The sequence below is a fragment of the Streptomyces sp. NBC_00029 genome, from assembly GCF_045160505.1.
GTDB lineage: Bacteria > Actinomycetota > Actinomycetes > Streptomycetales > Streptomycetaceae > Streptomyces.
The window spans coordinates 6,030,677-6,046,031 of sequence record NZ_CP108292.1 but is presented as its reverse complement, the minus strand read 5'-3'; the positions used below and the strand labels follow the sequence as shown (position 1 = coordinate 6,046,031).

The following is a 15,355-nucleotide window of genomic DNA, read 5'->3' as shown; positions in this document are numbered from 1 at the left end:
GGGTTCCCTGCTCTCCTTGTTGGGCCTGAAGCTTCTTAGGGGTCTGGGGGCGACCCCCAGGAATCTTCTGCAAGTTCTGCACGGCCCAACCGGGCCGCTAGGAATGCTTTTGTTCTTTTGGTGGCTGGTCAGCCGGCCATGCGGCGCGACGCCTCGGCGAGGCGGTCCGCGATGGTGCCGTCGATGACCTCGTCGCCGACTCGCACCGAGATCCCGCCGAGGACCTCGGGGTCCACGTCGAGGTTCAGGTGCATCTGGCGGCCGTACAGCTTGGCCAGCACCGCACCGAGACGGGCCTTCTGCACGTCGCTGAGCGGAACCGCGCTGGTCACAGTGGCGACCATGCGGTCACGGCGCTCGGCGGCGAGCTTGGAAAGGGACTCGAGTCCCGCTTCCAGGCTACGTCCACGCGGGTGCGTGACAAGACGGATCACCAGGCGCTCGGTGACGGCGTTCACCTTGCCGCCGAGCAGGCTGCGCAGCAGCTCGCTCTTGGCGGAGGCGGTCGCCGCGCGGTCGGTCAGCGCGGAACGCAGCTCGGTGCTCGAGGAGACGATCCGGCCGAACCGGAACACCTCGTCCTCGACGTTGTCGAGCGCGTCGCCCTGCTGGGCCGCCGTGAGGTCGGCGGTGGCCGCCAGCTCCTCCAGCGAGTCCACCAGGTCGCGGGACTGCGACCAGCGGGACCGGACCATGCCGGACACCAGGTCGACGGTCTCCCCGCCGACCTGTCCGCCGAGCAGCCGACCGGCCAGCTCGGCCTTGGCCTCGCCGGACTGCGCCGGGTCGGTGAGGACCCGACGCAGCGAGACCTCACGGTCGAGCAGCGCAGTGACGGCAGCCAGCTCACCGGCGAGCTTCGCCGCGTCGACGGACGTGTTGTCCGTCAGCGCGTCGAGACGCTCACGCGCGGAGGCCAGCGCCTCGCGGCTCGCTCCGTTCATCGGGCCGCCTCGGCCTTCTCCTCAAGCTCGCTGAGGAAGCGGTCGATGGTGCGGCTCTGCCGGGCGTGGTCCTCAAGGGACTCGCCGACGAGCTTTCCGGCCAGGTCGGTGGCGAGCTTGCCCACGTCCTGACGCAGCGCCTGGGAAGCAGCCTTACGGTCGGCCGCGATCTGGGCGTGGCCGGCAGCGATGATCTCCTCACGCTGCCGCTGGCCCTCTGCGCGCAGTTCTTCCTTGAGCGCAGTGCCCTGCTCCAGCGCTTCCTGGCGCAGGCGCGCGGCCTCGTGCCGGGCTTCGGCGAGCTGGGCCTTGTACTGCTCCAGGACGCTCTGGGCCTCGGTCTGGGCGGATTCCGCCTTCTCGATACCGCCCTCGATGGCCTCGCGGCGCTCTTCCAGAACCTTGTTGATGTTCGGGAGGAGCTTCTTCGCGAGGAAACCGAAGACGATGACGAAGGCGAGCAGACCGATGACGAGCTCGGGGATCGGCGGGACGAGCGGGTTACCCGGCTCCTCGGCCGCGAGAACCAGGAGGTTCACATCAGTGCCTTTCGTCGATTCGGACTAGTCGTGGGGTTCGTCAGCTGTAGACGAACGGCATGACCAGACCGATGAGGGCGAGCGCCTCACAGAAGGCGAAGCCGAGGATCTGGTTGGCGCGGATCAGACCGGCAGCTTCGGGCTGACGGGCGAGCGCCTGGGTGCCGTTACCGAAGATGATGCCGACGCCGACGCCGGGGCCGATGGCCGCGAGGCCGTAGCCCACGGAGCTGAGGGAACCGGTGACGGCAGCAAGGGTCTGGGACATGCCAGTTCTTCCTTCTCTTTCACGGACCGGTGGGGGTTGGCCACCGGACGACTGGGGGGATTGCTTGGAGCGGGTCGCGCTCAGTGGTGCTCGGCGAGCGCGCCCTGCAGGAAGCTGCAAGCCAGGAGCACGAAGACGTAGGCCTGGACAGCCTGGATGAAGAGTTCGAACGCGGTCATCACGATGACCATGACGAACGAGACGCCCGCGTAGGCGATGCCGATCCCGTTCAGCAGGTACCAGCTGGCGATGGTGAACAGCAGCAGCAGGGTGTGGCCGGCGAACATGTTCGCGAACAGTCGGACCGCGTGGGTGAAGGGCCGGACCAGGACGTTCGAGAAGAACTCGATCACCATGACCAGCGGCAGGATCCCGCCGAGCGACTTGTCGTAGCCGGTGATGTTCTTGAAGCCGCCGACGAAGCCGTGGCGCTTGAAGGTCACCGACATCCACATGACGTAGATGACGGCGGCGAGACCGGCCGGGTACGCGATGACCGCGGTCACCGGGAACTGGGCGAGCGGAATGATGGACCAGAGGTTCATCATCCAGACGAAGAAGAACGTCGCGACCATGAAGGGGACGTACTTCTCGCCCTCCTTCTTGCCCATCGTCTCGTAGACGATGCCGCGGCGCACGAAGTCGTAGCCGGCCTCGGCGACCATCTGCAGCTTGCCCGGGACGACCTTCGGCTTCCGGAACGCAGCCCAGAAGAAGCCGACGATGATGACCGAGCCCAGCAGGGCCAGCAGCATCGTCTTGTTGAAGTACAGGCCGCTGTCGTCACCGAAGATCGGCTTGAACAGGAACGAGTACAGGGTCGGGCCCGGGAAGCCGCAGCCAGTGCCGTCTTCGAAATGACAATTGATCTCGAAGGCGAGCGTCATGTCAGCAGCACTCACCGCAGGGCTCCTTCAGCGTGGCGCATAGGTACGGCAACCTCGTTGTGTCGGCGCGGCGCGCAGCCGCGGTTCGGCACTGGACTGGTGTAACGGATGGTGGGGCGGCAGTCAGGCATCGAGCCTCGCGATGGAACAGGCGTCAGCTCAGATGCCCGCGCCCGCAGTGCCGCAGTTGGCACCGGACGATAGCAGGATCTCGAACGCCCACTTATCCCGGCCCTACCCTTCACGACTTCGGCCCCGGATTTTCGGGCTTGTCGCCCTTCACCGAGTCCGGTTCGACGTAAAGAATCTTGGCCTTCATGTGAGCACGGGTCTGCGCGCCGATCCACACCAGGGTGGTGGCGACGAGCGTGATCGCGAACGCCTTGGGATTGAACAGGGTGGTGTTCTTGAACGCCGCGACAAACACGAAGAGCAGCAGGATCTGGGCCGTATAGAGCATGAGCCCCATGGCCTGGAAGAGATGCGGAAGTGATTTCGCCGTGCGCTGCAGAACGACGAATCCGATGCCCATGAACAGAATCACGACCAGCGTCGCGACAACGGCTCCGACTGCGCCCTTGCTGCCGACGACCAGCGCGCTGATCACGGCGGCGATAGCGCCGGCTACCGCTGTGGGTACAGCGGCTTGCAGGAGGAGTCGGACGTCATCTGACCGCATGGCGGTTTGCTCCGCGTGGTGGTGGGGGCACTGGACTCGTACAGGACGAGCGTAAGCCCGGTCCGAGAGAGAACCTCGGGCCAAGGGACCGTCGCACTACGGTCCTTCGGCTCTGTCGCCGGGTTTAGTGAACGGTATCACAAACTATTTGATGAGAGCTTTACCTGCTGGGTGTGCCGACTGTCACACATGAGAGTGACCCTGCGCGTGTGTGCGCGACAGGCCGTCGTCTTGTCTGGTATTGGCATTCGGCGTCCGTAATGCGCACCAGTGCGGACGTGCTCAATCGGGGACGGCGGACGCGCGCGCTTGACCGCACACATGACCGTGGGCCCCGGCTCACGCACGGGGCCCACGGCATGTTCCACGAACGCGGCTGCCCACCGTGCGGCGGACTCCCGCCGCCCTGCGGGGGCGCGGGACGTCAGCGGGTGGATTCGGCCTTCCGCCGGTCGGGGAAGCGCGAGCGGGGGCCCACGGCGGTTGCTCCGTTGACTCCCGAGACGCCCGCGGCGATGGGCCTCGCGGGCTCCGGCTCCGTCCCCGAGGCGTCCCGCGCAGCCGCCTCCGCGGCGGCCTCGGCCGCGCGTGCGGCATGCCGGTAGCGGGGCGGAACAAGCCCCTCCGCCCAGCGCGGGGCGCGCGGGGTGAAGCGCGGCAGGAGCAGCAGGATCAGGCCCACCGCACTCAGTACCGCGATCGCGAGCACGATCCACATCGTGGCGGAATGCACCGAGTAGGCCACCGTGCCGAAGGCGATCAGCCCCGACCAGAAGTACATGATCAGGACCGCACGGCTGTGCGAATGTCCGAGTTCCAGCAGCCGGTGGTGCAGGTGCCCGCGGTCGGCCGCGAAGGGCGACTGGCCCTTCCACGTACGCCGGACGATGGCCAGAACCAGGTCCGCCATCGGGATCGCGATGACCGTCAGGGGCAGGATCAGCGGGATGTAGGCCGGGAGCATCGCGTGCGTCGCGTTGCGCTCGCCACCGGCGAAGAGGGCGAGCGCGTCCGGGTCCACCTGCCCGGTGAGGGAGATCGCGGAGGCGGCCAGCACCAGGCCGATGAGCATCGACCCGGAGTCGCCCATGAAGATCCGGGCCGGGTGCATGTTGTGCGGCAGGAAGCCCAGGCACATGCCCATCAGGATGGCGGCGAAGAGGGTGGCGGGCGCCGCCGACTCGATGCCGTAGCCGAACCAGATCCGGTAGGCGTAGAGGAAGAGCGCGGCGGCCGCGATGCAGACCATGCCCGCGGCCAGGCCGTCGAGCCCGTCCACGAAGTTCACGGCGTTGATGGTGATCACGACGAGGGCCACGGTGAGCAGGTTGCCCTGCCACTGGGTGAGCGGGACCGTCCCGATTCCCGGGACGGGAATCCACAGGATGGTCAGGCCCTGCATGACCATCACGCCGGCGGAGATCATCTGTGCGCCGAGCTTGATCAGGGCGTCGAGCTCGAACTTGTCGTCGAGGACGCCGATCAGCCAGATCAGGGCGGCCCCGGAGAGCAGCGCCCGTGGTTCGTTCGACAGCTCGAAGACGCCGTTGAGGTTCTTCAGGTGGTCCGCGACCAGCAGTCCCGCGCACAGACCGCCGAACATGGCGATGCCGCCCAGCCTCGGTGTGGGCTCGCGGTGCACGTCACGGGCACGGATCTCCGGCATGGCCCCGGCCGCGATCGCGAACTTCCGCACGGGCCCGGTCAGCAGGTAGGTCACCGCGACCGTGACGCAAAGCGTCAGCAGATATTCACGCACGGGCTGCCCCAGATGTATCGCCGGCCATCTCAGCCCCACACATTAGCTGCGATGTCACCTCCTTCGAGGACGCGAGGGGGCCACACCCTGGTTGCGGTACGCCCCGCTTGCCCCATTTACTCCCCGTAAGGGGGAAATCCCATCGCGAGCTCACTGACCTCCGTACGTGTTTTCACGCCATCCCCGCCCAGCGCCGCGGCGAACAACGCCGCGATCCGGACCATCTCCGGCTCCCCCATCCCCTGGGTGGTCACGGCGGCCGTGCCCAGCCGGACGCCCCGCTGGTCCCCGTACGGGAGGGCGCAGGTGTCCAGCACGATCCCGGCGGCCGCCAGCCGGCCGCGTGCGGTCGGGCCGTCCAGGCCCAGCCCCGCCGGATCGGCGGTGATCAGATGGGTGTCGGTGCCACCGGTGGTGATGGCGAAGCCGCGCTCCTGGAGTGCGCCCGCCAGCGCCCGGGCATTGGCGACGACCCGGTGCGCGTAGGTGGTGAAGGCCGGCCGGGCCGCCTCGCCGAAGGCCACGGCCTTGGCGGCGATGGTGTGCATCTGGGCCCCGCCCTGGGTGAAGGGGAACACCGCCCGGTCGACGCGCTCGGCGTACTCGGCGCCGCACAGCACCATTCCGCCGCGGGGCCCGCGCAGCACCTTGTGCGTGGTCGCGCAGACGAGGTCGGCGTACGGGACGGGGCTGGGCGCCGCCCCGCCGGCCACCAGCCCGATCGGGTGGGCGGCGTCCGCGATCAGGTAGGCCCCGACCTCGTCGGCGATCTCCCGGAAGGCCGAGTACTCGGGGTGGCGGGGGTAGGAGATCGAGCCGCACACGATCGCCCTGGGCCGGTGCGCGTGGGCGAGGCGCTGCACCTGCCGGTAGTCGATGAGGCCGGTCTCGGCATCCACGCCGTACCCGACGAAGTCGAACCACCGCCCGGAGAAGTTCGCGGGCGAACCATGGGTGAGGTGGCCTCCGTACGGGAGCCCCATCGCCAGCACGGTGTCCCCGGGGCGCAGCAGGGCGGCGTACGCGGCGAGGACGGCGGAGGAGCCGGAGTGCGGCTGCACATTGGCGTGCTCGGCCCCGAAGAGCGCCTTGGCCCGCTCGACGGCGGTCCGCTCGGCCAGATCGGCGTACTCGCAGCCGCCGTGGTGCCGGGCGCCCGGATAGCCCTCCGCGTACTTGTTGGCGAGCGCGGACCCGAGCGCGGCCAGGACGGCGGTCGAGGTGAAGTTCTCCGCGGCGCTCATCTGCAACGTGCGGGCCTGCCGCTGCCGCTCCCCGGCCAGTACGTCGGCCATCTGCGGGTCCTGCGTGCGCAGCAGGTCCGTGGGCTGGGTGATGACGCTCATGGCGCGACTCCAGGGGTACCGGGTACCAGCCACTGTAGGCCCGCGGACCCCGCCGTGCCCTGTCAGCGCGGGGTCGTCACGCCCGTCAGGGCCGTCACGACCGGGTCAAGCGCCTGGTTGATCTCGTCGCCGATGGAGCGGAAGAAGGTGATCGGCGCCCCGTACGGGTCGTACACCTCGTCCGCGTCGGGCGACGGCGCCAGCAGCCAGCCGCGCAGCGCCGCGGCGGCCCGGACCAGCGCCCGTGCCCGCTCCGCCATGCCGTCGTCCAGCGGCGGCAGGGTGGCCGGGTCTATCGCCCGTACCAGCCGGGTGAACTCCTTCAGCGTGAAGGTGCGCAGTCCCGCCGAGTGGCCCATCGAGATGACCTGGGCCCGGTGGTCACGGGTGGCGGTCAGCACCAGGTCGGCGCGTATGACGTGCTCGTCCAGCAGTTCCCGCCCCGTGAACCCGGACGCGTCGGCGCCGAAGTCCGCCAGCACGGCGGCCGCGTTCGCCTCCATCGGGGCGCCCTCGTGCCCCCAGGTGCCGGCGCTCTCCACGATGAGGTCGCCGGTGACGGGCCCGCCCAGGCGGTGCGAGAGGGCATGCCGCGTCAGCCGCTCGGTGATGGGCGAGCGGCATACGTTCCCGGTGCTGACGTGGAGTATGCGAAAGGTGTTTCCCCCGGCCACCGGCGGGCGGTACCCCCCTGCTATGCCACGCCCCTCAGGGCTCACGGGGCGACCTCGAGGTCGGGTACGACCTCCCGCAGCTGGTCTGCGGTGAGCGCCCCCTCGCGCAGCAGGACGGGAACCTTGCCGGTGACGTCGACGATCGACGACGGCTGGATGCCGGGCGTCGGGCCGCCGTCCAGGTACACGGACACGGAGTCCCCGAGCATTTCGCGCGCGGCGTCGCAGTCCTCGGGCGCCGGGTGCCCGGACAGGTTGGCCGAGGACACCGCCATCGGGCCGACCTCGGTCAGCAGCTCGATCGCGACGGGGTGCAGGGGCATGCGGACGGCCACGGTGCCACCGGTGTCGCCGAGGTCCCACGCCAGCGAGGGCTGGTGCTTGGCGACGAGCGTCAGCGCGCCCGGCCAGAAGGCGTCGACGAGCTCCCAGGCCTGCTCGGAGAAGTCCGTGACGAGGCCGTGGAGCGTGTTCGGGGAGCCGATGAGCACCGGGGTGGGCATGCCGCGGCCCCGGCCCTTGGCGGCGAGCAGGTCGTGGACGGCCTCCGGGCTGAAGGCGTCCGCGCCGATCCCGTACAGGGTGTCGGTGGGCAGCACGACGAGCTCGCCGCGGCGCACGGCGGATGCGGCTTCGCGCAGACCCGTCTTACGGTCCGTCGCGTCGTTGCAGTCGTATCGCCGGGCCATCAGCGGGCCTCCTCGTGCAGCAGGGGGGTGGCGGTAATCGTCGCGCCGGTCACGGCAGGGCCTTGCGGGCGGTCGCGAAGCGCGGGCGGTTGTTGAGGTCCGGGTGGTCGGCCGCGTCGGCCCAGCCCCGCTCCTCGGCGAAGATCCACGGAACCTGGCCGCCCTGGGTGTCGGCGTGCTCGATGACGACGATGCCGCCGGGCCGCAGCAGCCGGTGGGCGGTGCGTTCGATACCGCGGATGGTGTCGAGGCCGTCCTCGCCGGAGAAGAGCGCCATCTCCGGATCGTGGTCGCGGGCCTCGGGGGCGACGTACTCCCACTCGGTGAGCGGGATGTACGGCGGGTTGGAGATGACCAGGTCGACCTGGCCGTCGAGCTCGGGCAGCGCGCTCAGGGCGTCGCCCTGGTGCACGGTGACCCTGGAGCCCTCGGCGTTCTTGCGGGTCCACCGCAGGGCGTCCTCGGACAGCTCCACCGCGTGCACGCGCGAGCGCGGCACCTCCTGCGCCATGGCCAGCGCGATCGCGCCGGAGCCGGTGCACAGGTCCACGATCAGCGGCTCGACGACGTCCATCGCGCGGACGGCGTGTATGGCCCAGTCCACGACCGATTCGGTCTCGGGCCGGGGCACGAAGACCCCGGGCCCGACCTGGAGCTCCAGGTACCGGAAGAACGCGCGTCCGGTGATGTGCTGGAGCGGCTCGCGCGCCTCGCGGCGGGCGACGGCCTCCCAGTAGCGGGCGTCGAAGTCCGCGTCCTTGACGTGGTGCAGTTCCCCCCGTTTGACGCCGTGCACGAAGGCGGCGAGCTCCTCCGCGTCGAAGCGCGGTGAGGGCACGCCGGCGGCGGCCAGCCGCTGGGTGGCCTGGGCCACCTCGGCAAGCAGCAAGTTCACGCTGGTCCTCCGGGCTGCTGTCGTACGGGGGTGATGCAGGGATCAGGTCAGTGCGCGGCCGCGAGCTTGGCCGCGGAGTCCGTGTCGACACAGGCCTGGATGACCGAGTCGAGGTCACCGTCGAGCACCTGGTCCAAGTTGTACGCCTTGAATCCGGTGCGGTGGTCCGAGATCCGGTTTTCCGGGAAGTTGTACGTACGGATCTTCTCGGAACGGTCCACGGAACGCACCTGGCTGCGGCGCACGTCGGAGGCCTCCTGCTCGGCGGCCTCCTGGGCTGCGGCCAGGAGCCGCGAGCGCAGGATGCGCATGGCCTGCTCCTTGTTCTGGAGCTGGCTCTTCTCGTTCTGGCAGGAGGCGACCACACCGGTCGGGAGGTGCGTGATGCGCACGGCCGAGTCGGTGGTGTTGACGGACTGACCGCCGGGGCCGGACGAGCGGTACACGTCGATGCGGAGGTCGTTCATGTTGATCTCGACCTCGACCTCCTCGGCCTCCGGGGTGACGAGCACGCCGGCGGCGGAGGTGTGGATGCGGCCCTGGGACTCGGTGGCCGGAACGCGCTGGACGCGGTGCACGCCGCCCTCGTACTTCAGGCGGGCCCACACGCCCTGGCCGGGCTCGGTGGCGCCGTTGCCGCCCTTGGTGCGGACGGAGACCTGGACGTCCTTGTAGCCGCCGAGCTCGGACTCGGTGGCGTCGATGATCTCGGTCTTCCAGCCCACGCGCTCGGCGTAGCGCAGGTACATGCGCAGCAGGTCGCCGGCGAACAGTGCCGACTCGTCGCCGCCCGCGCCCGCCTTGACCTCGAGGAGCACGTCCTTGTCGTCGCTGGGGTCGCGCGGAACGAGCAGCAGGCGGAGCTTCTCGGTGAGCTCCTCGCGCTGCGCGCTCAGTTCCTTGACCTCGGCCGCGAAGTCGGGGTCGTCGGCCGCGAACTCCTTGGCCGTTTCGATGTCCTCGGCGGACTGCTTCCAGGCACGGAAGGTCGCGACGATCGGGGTCAGCTCCGCGTAGCGCTTGTTCAGCTTGCGCGCGTTGGCCTGATCCGAGTGGACCGAAGGGTCGGCGAGCTTCGTCTCGAGGTCGGCGTGCTCGCCGACCAATTCCTCGACCGCTTCGAACATCGGGGGACTCCTGGGGTGAAAGTGCGAGGGGACTGCACGGGCGGGGGTGACGTGGCGGAACGACGACAAAGGCGCCGGTCCGGCCGCCCCCGAGTGGACAGGGGGCGGCCGGAGACCGGCGCCTGGGTCGCGCTACTTCTTGGCCGCACCCTTGCCGAAGCGGGCCTCGAAGCGGGCCACACGGCCACCGGTGTCGAGGATCTTCTGCTTGCCCGTGTAGAACGGGTGGCACTCGGAGCAGACCTCGGCTCGGATGGAGCCCTCGGTCAGGGTGCTACGAGTGGTGAACGACGCGCCACAGGTGCAGCTGACCTGGGTCTCGACGTACTCGGGGTGAACATCGCGCTTCAAGGTGTCTCCTAGATTCGGGAGGGCGCCGGGTCGCAGGAGCCGAATTGCGCACTGCGTGAACCGGGGCCGACAGACCAGTCTGCCAGGACCGGGCTGCCTGTCAAAATTCTGAGGACGCCTTCCTCAACGGGAAGGGGTCGGCATCTATTCCGCACCGGCCCCAAGCGCCTGTACGGCCCCCTGTGCGGCCTGTGCCGCACCCCCTGTGAGCTGGTGTTCTACTGGACGATCGACCCGGCCGTGCCCTTGTCGCCGGAGGAGTTCACGGTGGCCTCGGCCGGGATCGGCCGGTCGGCCAGCAGGGCGTCCCAGACCATCTTGGTCTCCTTGGCCAGCGGCGCCACCCGGTTGCTGTCGAGGGCGTCCGCCGTCACCGGCAGCGTGATCATCTGCATGTCCTGGGCGTCGATGCCCTGGAGGCCCTGGGCGAAGCCCATGAGGGACTTCACATCGCCGAGCGCCTTGTCGGTGGTGATCGCCTTGGTGGCGGAGTCCGCGAGGTCGAGCAGCCGCTTGGGGTTGTCGAACACCCCGATGCCCTTGACCTGCTTGATGAGCGCCTTGATGAAGGCCTGCTGGAGCTGTATTCGGCCGAGGTCGCTGCCGTCGCCGACGCTCTTGCGGGTGCGTACGAGGCCGAGGGCCTGCTCCCCGTCGAGCTTGTTGGTGCCGGCCGCGAGGTCGAGGTGGCTGGCGCCGTCCTTGATCGGCTTGTTGGTGGTCACCTCGACGCCGCCGAGGTTGTCGATGATCTTCTTGAAGCCGGTGAAGTCGACCTCTATGTAGTGATCCATGCGGATCCCCGACATCTTCTCGACGGTCTTCACCGCGCAGGCAGCGCCGCCGACGGTGAACGCCTCGTTGAACTGCGTGCGCCGGCCCCCGGGGTCGGTCTTCCCGCCGGCCGTCGCGCAGGAGGGCCGGGCGATCATGGTGTCGCGGGGTATGGACACCACGCTGGCCTTCTCGTGGCCCTCGTAGAGGTGGATGATCATCGCCGTGTCGGAGCGGGCGGAGCCGCCGTCGTCCCGGCCGTATTCGCCGTTGGCGCCGTCGCGGGAGTCGGAGCCGAGGACGAGGATGTCCATCGAGCCGTTGTCGACGTTCTGCGGTCGGTCGGCGCCGAGGGCCTGGTCGATGTCGACGGTCTTCAGGTTGCCGTTGAACTTGAAGTAGAAGTAGCCGAGGCCCGCGCCCCCCAGCAGGACCACCCCCGCGGCGCTCCAGGCGGCGACGGCGAGGGCCTTGCGTCGCCCGGCCGGCTTGCGCCGTCGCCGGGCCGCGGCACGCCCGCCGTGGTCCTTGCTCTCCTCGGTCATGCTCTCCTCAGTCCCGGGTCCGGTCCCCTGGTCGCTGTGGCCCGCTCCCGATCCCGCGGTCCCCCTGACACAGACGGGCGTACGCCGCGCAGGGTTCCATTCCGGGCCGAACCGCCGCACGCGGTGCCGTACGGGACGTGGAAGCGCGACAGCCCCCGCCGCGGGTGCGGCGGGGGCTGTCGCGGTGACGCGCGAGCGGGACGTCAGTCGTCGTTCTTGCCCGACGGGGTCGTCTTCGCGATCTGCATCAGGAACTCGGCGTTCGACTTCGTCTGCTTCATCTTGTCGAGCAGCAGCTCGATCGCCTGCTGCGAGTCGAGCGCGTGCAGCACCCGGCGCAGCTTCCAGACGATGGCGAGCTCCTCCGCGTTGAGGAGGATCTCCTCCTTGCGGGTGCCCGACGGGTCGACGTCGACGGCCGGGAAGATGCGCTTGTCGGCGAGCTTCCGGTCGAGCTTGAGCTCCATGTTGCCGGTGCCCTTGAACTCCTCGAAGATCACCTCGTCCATGCGCGAGCCGGTGTCGACCAGCGCGGTGGCCAGGATGGTCAGCGAGCCGCCGTCCTCGATGTTGCGCGCGGCACCGAAGAAGCGCTTCGGCGGGTACAGCGCGGTCGAGTCGACACCACCGGACAGGATGCGGCCGGAGGCGGGGGCCGAGAGGTTGTACGCGCGGCCCAGACGGGTGATGGAGTCCAGCAGGACGACCACGTCGTGACCCAGCTCGACGAGACGCTTGGCGCGCTCGATGGCCAGCTCGGCGACGGTGGTGTGGTCCTCGGCCGGGCGGTCGAAGGTCGAGGAGATGACCTCGCCCTTGACCGACCGCTGCATGTCGGTGACCTCTTCCGGACGCTCGTCGACCAGGACGACCATCAGGTGGCACTCGGGGTTGTTGACGGTGATCGCGTTGGCGATCGCCTGCATGATCATGGTCTTACCGGTCTTCGGCGGGGCCACGATCAGACCGCGCTGGCCCTTACCGATCGGCGACACGAGGTCGATGATGCGGGTGGTCAGCACGCCCGGGTCGGTCTCCAGACGGAGCCGGTCCTGCGGGTAGAGCGGGGTGAGCTTCTGGAACTCCGGGCGGCCACGGCCGGATTCGGGCGCCATGCCGTTCACCGAGTCCAGACGCACGAGGGCGTTGAACTTCTCGCGACGCTCGCCGTCCTTGGGCTGGCGCACGGCGCCGGTGGTGTGGTCACCCTTGCGCAGGCCGGCCTTGCGGACCTGCGCGAGGGACACGTACACGTCGTTGGGGCCGGGCAGGTAGCCCGAGGTCCGGATGAACGCGTAGTTGTCGAGGATGTCGAGGATGCCCGCGACGGGGATCAGGACGTCGTCGTCGGCGACCTGCGGCTCGCTCGGCGCGAACTCGTCGCGGCCACGACGGCCACGGCGGTCGCGGTAGCGGCCGCGACGGCCACGACGGCCGTCCTCACCGTCGAAGTCGTCCTGCGGCCCGTTGTCCTGGCGGTCCTGACGGCCCTGCTGACCCTGGCCCTGGCCCTGGCCCTGGCCCTGGCCTCGGCCGCCCTGCTGCTGGCGGTCGGCGCGGTCGGCACGGTCCTGGCGACCGCCGCCCTGGCCCTGGCCGCCCTGCGCGCCCTGGCCCTGACCCTGGCCGCCCTGGCCCTGGTCGTCGGCCTTGGCACCGCGGTCACGACGGTCACGCTGACGGTCGGTGCGGTCGCCGCGGTCACGGCGGTCGCGACGGCCACGGCCTTCGCCGTCCTGGCCCTGCGCCTGGCCGGCGGAGACCGCGGTGGCGGCTTCGGCCTTGGCCTCGGACGGGGCGGTGGCGGCGGGGACCGTCTCGGTCTTCTGCTCGACCTGCACGGCGACGGGGGCCGAGGCCTCCGGGCTGCCGGAGGGGGCGGTGGCCCGACGGCGGCGGCGCTCGCCGGCCGGCGCGTCGTCGCTGGCCGGCTGGCCCGGGATCTCGATCTGCGCCTGCGCGGCAGGCTTCTCGGCGGGCGCCTCGGCGGCGGCCCCACCCGCCTGCGAAGCATCGGCGGTGGCCGAACGGGCCTTGCTGGTGGCACGGCGCTTCGGCTTGGCCTCGGCGGTGTCCGCGGCGGCGGAGGCAGCGGCCTTGGGGGCACCGCTGCCCGCCTGCGCCTCCTTGATGACCTCGATCAGCTGGCTCTTGCGCATCCGCGCGGTGCCCCTGATCCCGAGGCCCGACGCGACCTGCTGCAGCTCGGCCAGGACCATGCCGTCAAGGCCGGTGCCGGTGCGTCGACGCTTGGGTGCGGCGCCCGCGGCGGGGGCACTGGTGTCGACAGAGGTGTCGGCAGCGCCCATCAGATCGGTGGTGTCGCTCACGAAGGGTCCTTCCCTGGAGCGGACGTCGGCCTGTCTGGCTCGGCGACCGGTTGTGCTGTCCGACAACAGTCCTAGGTGTGGACCGTGCCGGGGCGGTGGTCCGCCGGTAGAAATACGGCGGAGGGAAACGTGCATGGCTGGTTCCGGCGAGAAGCCCCCGAGCTGAAAGCGTGGGAATGTCACGCCGATTCCGGAGCGTGCTCGAAACTGCTGGAGTGATCAAAGCAGTCGGGGAGGCTCCCGGAAGAAATGTGGTCCCGAATGGGGACACTGAGCACCGAGCCATGGCGGCTTCCGATGCGCACTTGAGACTAACACTACCGGATCCAATAGATATTCCCCCTCTCAATCACCGGCAATCGCGCCCTTCCGCGCGGGCGGCCTGCCCAGGCCGCCCGCCCCTGACCGGCTGTGCACTCCGAAAAGCGGCTCAGCCGCCCTGGGTGCCCAGCGGAAGTACGCTCGCGCCCGCGGCGTCGAGCGCGAGCCGGTTTGCGGCCCATCCCTCGCCCGCGAGCTGCGCGACCTTGTCGGCCGCGCCGTTGTCGACCAGCGCGAGGACCGTCGGGCCCGCACCGGAGATGACCGCGGGGATCCCGTCCGCCCGCAGCCTGTTGACGAGTGCGACGCTCTCCGGCATCGCCGGGGAGCGGTACTCCTGGTGGAGCCGGTCCTCGGTGGCCGGCAGCAGGAGCTCGGGACGCCTGGTCAGGGCTTCCACGAGCAGGCCCGCACGGCCCGCGTTGGCGGCCGCGTCCACGTGCGGGACGTTGCGCGGCAGCAGGCCGCGCGCGGTCTCCGTCAGAACCGGCCTGGACGGTACGAAGACCACCGGAACGATGGACTCTGCGGGCTCCATCCGGATCGCCTTGGCGCTGCCGCCGTCCATCCAGGCGAGGGTGAATCCGCCGAGCAGACAGGCGGCGACGTTGTCGGGGTGGCCCTCGATCTCGGTGGCGAGCTCCAGCAGCGCCGCGTCGTCGAGCTTGGCCTCGCCGCCTATGGTCACGGCGCGGGCGGCGACGATGCCGGCGCAGATGGCGGCGGAGGAGGAACCGAGGCCGCGGCCGTGCGGGATGCGGTTGGCGCAGACGACCTCGAGGCCGCGCGGCTGGCCGCCCAGCAGGTCGAAGGCGGTGCGCATGGAGCGTACGAGCAGGTGGCTCTCGTCCCGCGGGAGGGTGTCGGCACCCTCACCCGCGATGTCGATGTTCAGGCCGGAGTCGGCCACCCGGACGACTACGTCGTCGTAGAGCCCCAGGGCCAGGCCCAGGGCGTCGAAGCCCGGGCCGAGGTTGGCACTGCTGGCGGGGACGCGCACCCGTACGGCGGCGGCGCGGAACGCTGGACCGGCCATCGTCCGATGACACTCCTTGTGACTGTGCGAGATCTTCGCTCTTCGCTGGCTCGCTGCGAATGTACTGGAGAACGTACGACACCCGAAGGCCCTCGGGGCAGCACCGCAGTCATATGCGCGGTGGCGGATGTAGGTACAGCGTATCGAAGGAAGGTTCTCTCGCGACATAGGGCGCACAGGAGGCGCACGAT

General features: G+C 69.9%; 15 protein-coding genes. All 15 read right to left on the bottom strand.

What is annotated here, in order from left to right; genetic code table 11:
* Positions 1-128: 128 nt before the first annotated feature.
* The 15 genes from OG753_RS28435 to thrB all read right to left on the bottom strand — a co-directional run bounded on the left by OG753_RS28435 (position 129) and on the right by thrB (position 15,164).
* On the bottom strand, positions 129-944 hold the full coding sequence (locus OG753_RS28435; protein ID WP_405790658.1) for a F0F1 ATP synthase subunit delta: 816 nt from the start codon (positions 942-944) through the stop codon (positions 129-131).
* Positions 941-1,483: a F0F1 ATP synthase subunit B gene (locus OG753_RS28430; protein WP_053705305.1), complete on the bottom strand. Its 543-nt coding sequence runs from the start codon at positions 1,481-1,483 to the stop codon at positions 941-943. Before OG753_RS28430 ends, OG753_RS28435 begins: the two co-directional genes overlap by 4 nt.
* Positions 1,484-1,523: 40 nt before the next feature.
* Positions 1,524-1,751: an ATP synthase F0 subunit C gene (gene atpE / locus OG753_RS28425; protein ID WP_030386954.1), complete on the bottom strand. Its 228-nt coding sequence runs from the start codon at positions 1,749-1,751 to the stop codon at positions 1,524-1,526.
* 80 nt (positions 1,752-1,831) lie between these two features.
* Complete coding sequence (gene atpB, locus OG753_RS28420; RefSeq protein ID WP_327266934.1) at positions 1,832-2,638, bottom strand: F0F1 ATP synthase subunit A; 807 nt, start codon at positions 2,636-2,638, stop codon at positions 1,832-1,834.
* 241 nt (positions 2,639-2,879) lie between these two features.
* Positions 2,880-3,317, bottom strand: a complete 438-nt coding sequence (locus OG753_RS28415; protein WP_030386956.1) for a hypothetical protein — start codon at positions 3,315-3,317, stop codon at positions 2,880-2,882.
* Between the two features lie 424 nt (positions 3,318-3,741).
* Positions 3,742-5,076 carry an MraY family glycosyltransferase gene (locus OG753_RS28410; protein ID WP_327264466.1) on the bottom strand — a complete coding sequence of 445 codons (1,335 nt, stop codon included), beginning with the start codon at positions 5,074-5,076 and terminating at the stop codon, positions 3,742-3,744.
* Positions 5,077-5,192: 116 nt separating this feature from the next.
* Positions 5,193-6,422 (bottom strand): serine hydroxymethyltransferase, encoded by a 1,230-nt coding sequence (glyA, locus tag OG753_RS28405; protein ID WP_327264465.1) that lies wholly within the window; start codon positions 6,420-6,422, stop codon positions 5,193-5,195.
* 62 nt (positions 6,423-6,484) lie between these two features.
* Positions 6,485-7,141 (bottom strand): protein-tyrosine-phosphatase, encoded by a 657-nt coding sequence (locus OG753_RS28400; RefSeq protein WP_327264464.1) that lies wholly within the window; start codon positions 7,139-7,141, stop codon positions 6,485-6,487.
* On the bottom strand, positions 7,138-7,785 hold the full coding sequence (locus OG753_RS28395) for an L-threonylcarbamoyladenylate synthase (protein ID WP_030386960.1): 648 nt from the start codon (positions 7,783-7,785) through the stop codon (positions 7,138-7,140). Before OG753_RS28395 ends, OG753_RS28400 begins: the two co-directional genes overlap by 4 nt.
* Before the next feature lie 49 nt (positions 7,786-7,834).
* Complete coding sequence (gene prmC / locus OG753_RS28390; RefSeq protein WP_030008688.1) at positions 7,835-8,680, bottom strand: peptide chain release factor N(5)-glutamine methyltransferase; 846 nt, start codon at positions 8,678-8,680, stop codon at positions 7,835-7,837.
* A 47-nt stretch (positions 8,681-8,727) separates the two neighbouring features.
* Positions 8,728-9,807 (bottom strand): peptide chain release factor 1, encoded by a 1,080-nt coding sequence (prfA, locus tag OG753_RS28385; protein WP_327264463.1) that lies wholly within the window; start codon positions 9,805-9,807, stop codon positions 8,728-8,730.
* Positions 9,808-9,939: 132 nt separating this feature from the next.
* Positions 9,940-10,158, bottom strand: a complete 219-nt coding sequence (gene rpmE, locus OG753_RS28380) for a 50S ribosomal protein L31 (RefSeq protein ID WP_030708126.1) — start codon at positions 10,156-10,158, stop codon at positions 9,940-9,942.
* A 218-nt stretch (positions 10,159-10,376) separates the two neighbouring features.
* Positions 10,377-11,477 (bottom strand): LCP family protein, encoded by a 1,101-nt coding sequence (locus tag OG753_RS28375; RefSeq protein ID WP_405790654.1) that lies wholly within the window; start codon positions 11,475-11,477, stop codon positions 10,377-10,379.
* Positions 11,478-11,680: 203 nt separating this feature from the next.
* Complete coding sequence (gene rho / locus OG753_RS28370; RefSeq protein ID WP_405790652.1) at positions 11,681-13,807, bottom strand: transcription termination factor Rho; 2,127 nt, start codon at positions 13,805-13,807, stop codon at positions 11,681-11,683.
* A gap of 430 nt (positions 13,808-14,237) precedes the next feature.
* Positions 14,238-15,164, bottom strand: coding sequence for a homoserine kinase (thrB, locus tag OG753_RS28365; protein ID WP_383202732.1), 927 nt, complete (start codon positions 15,162-15,164; stop codon positions 14,238-14,240).
* Positions 15,165-15,355 lie beyond the last annotated feature (191 nt).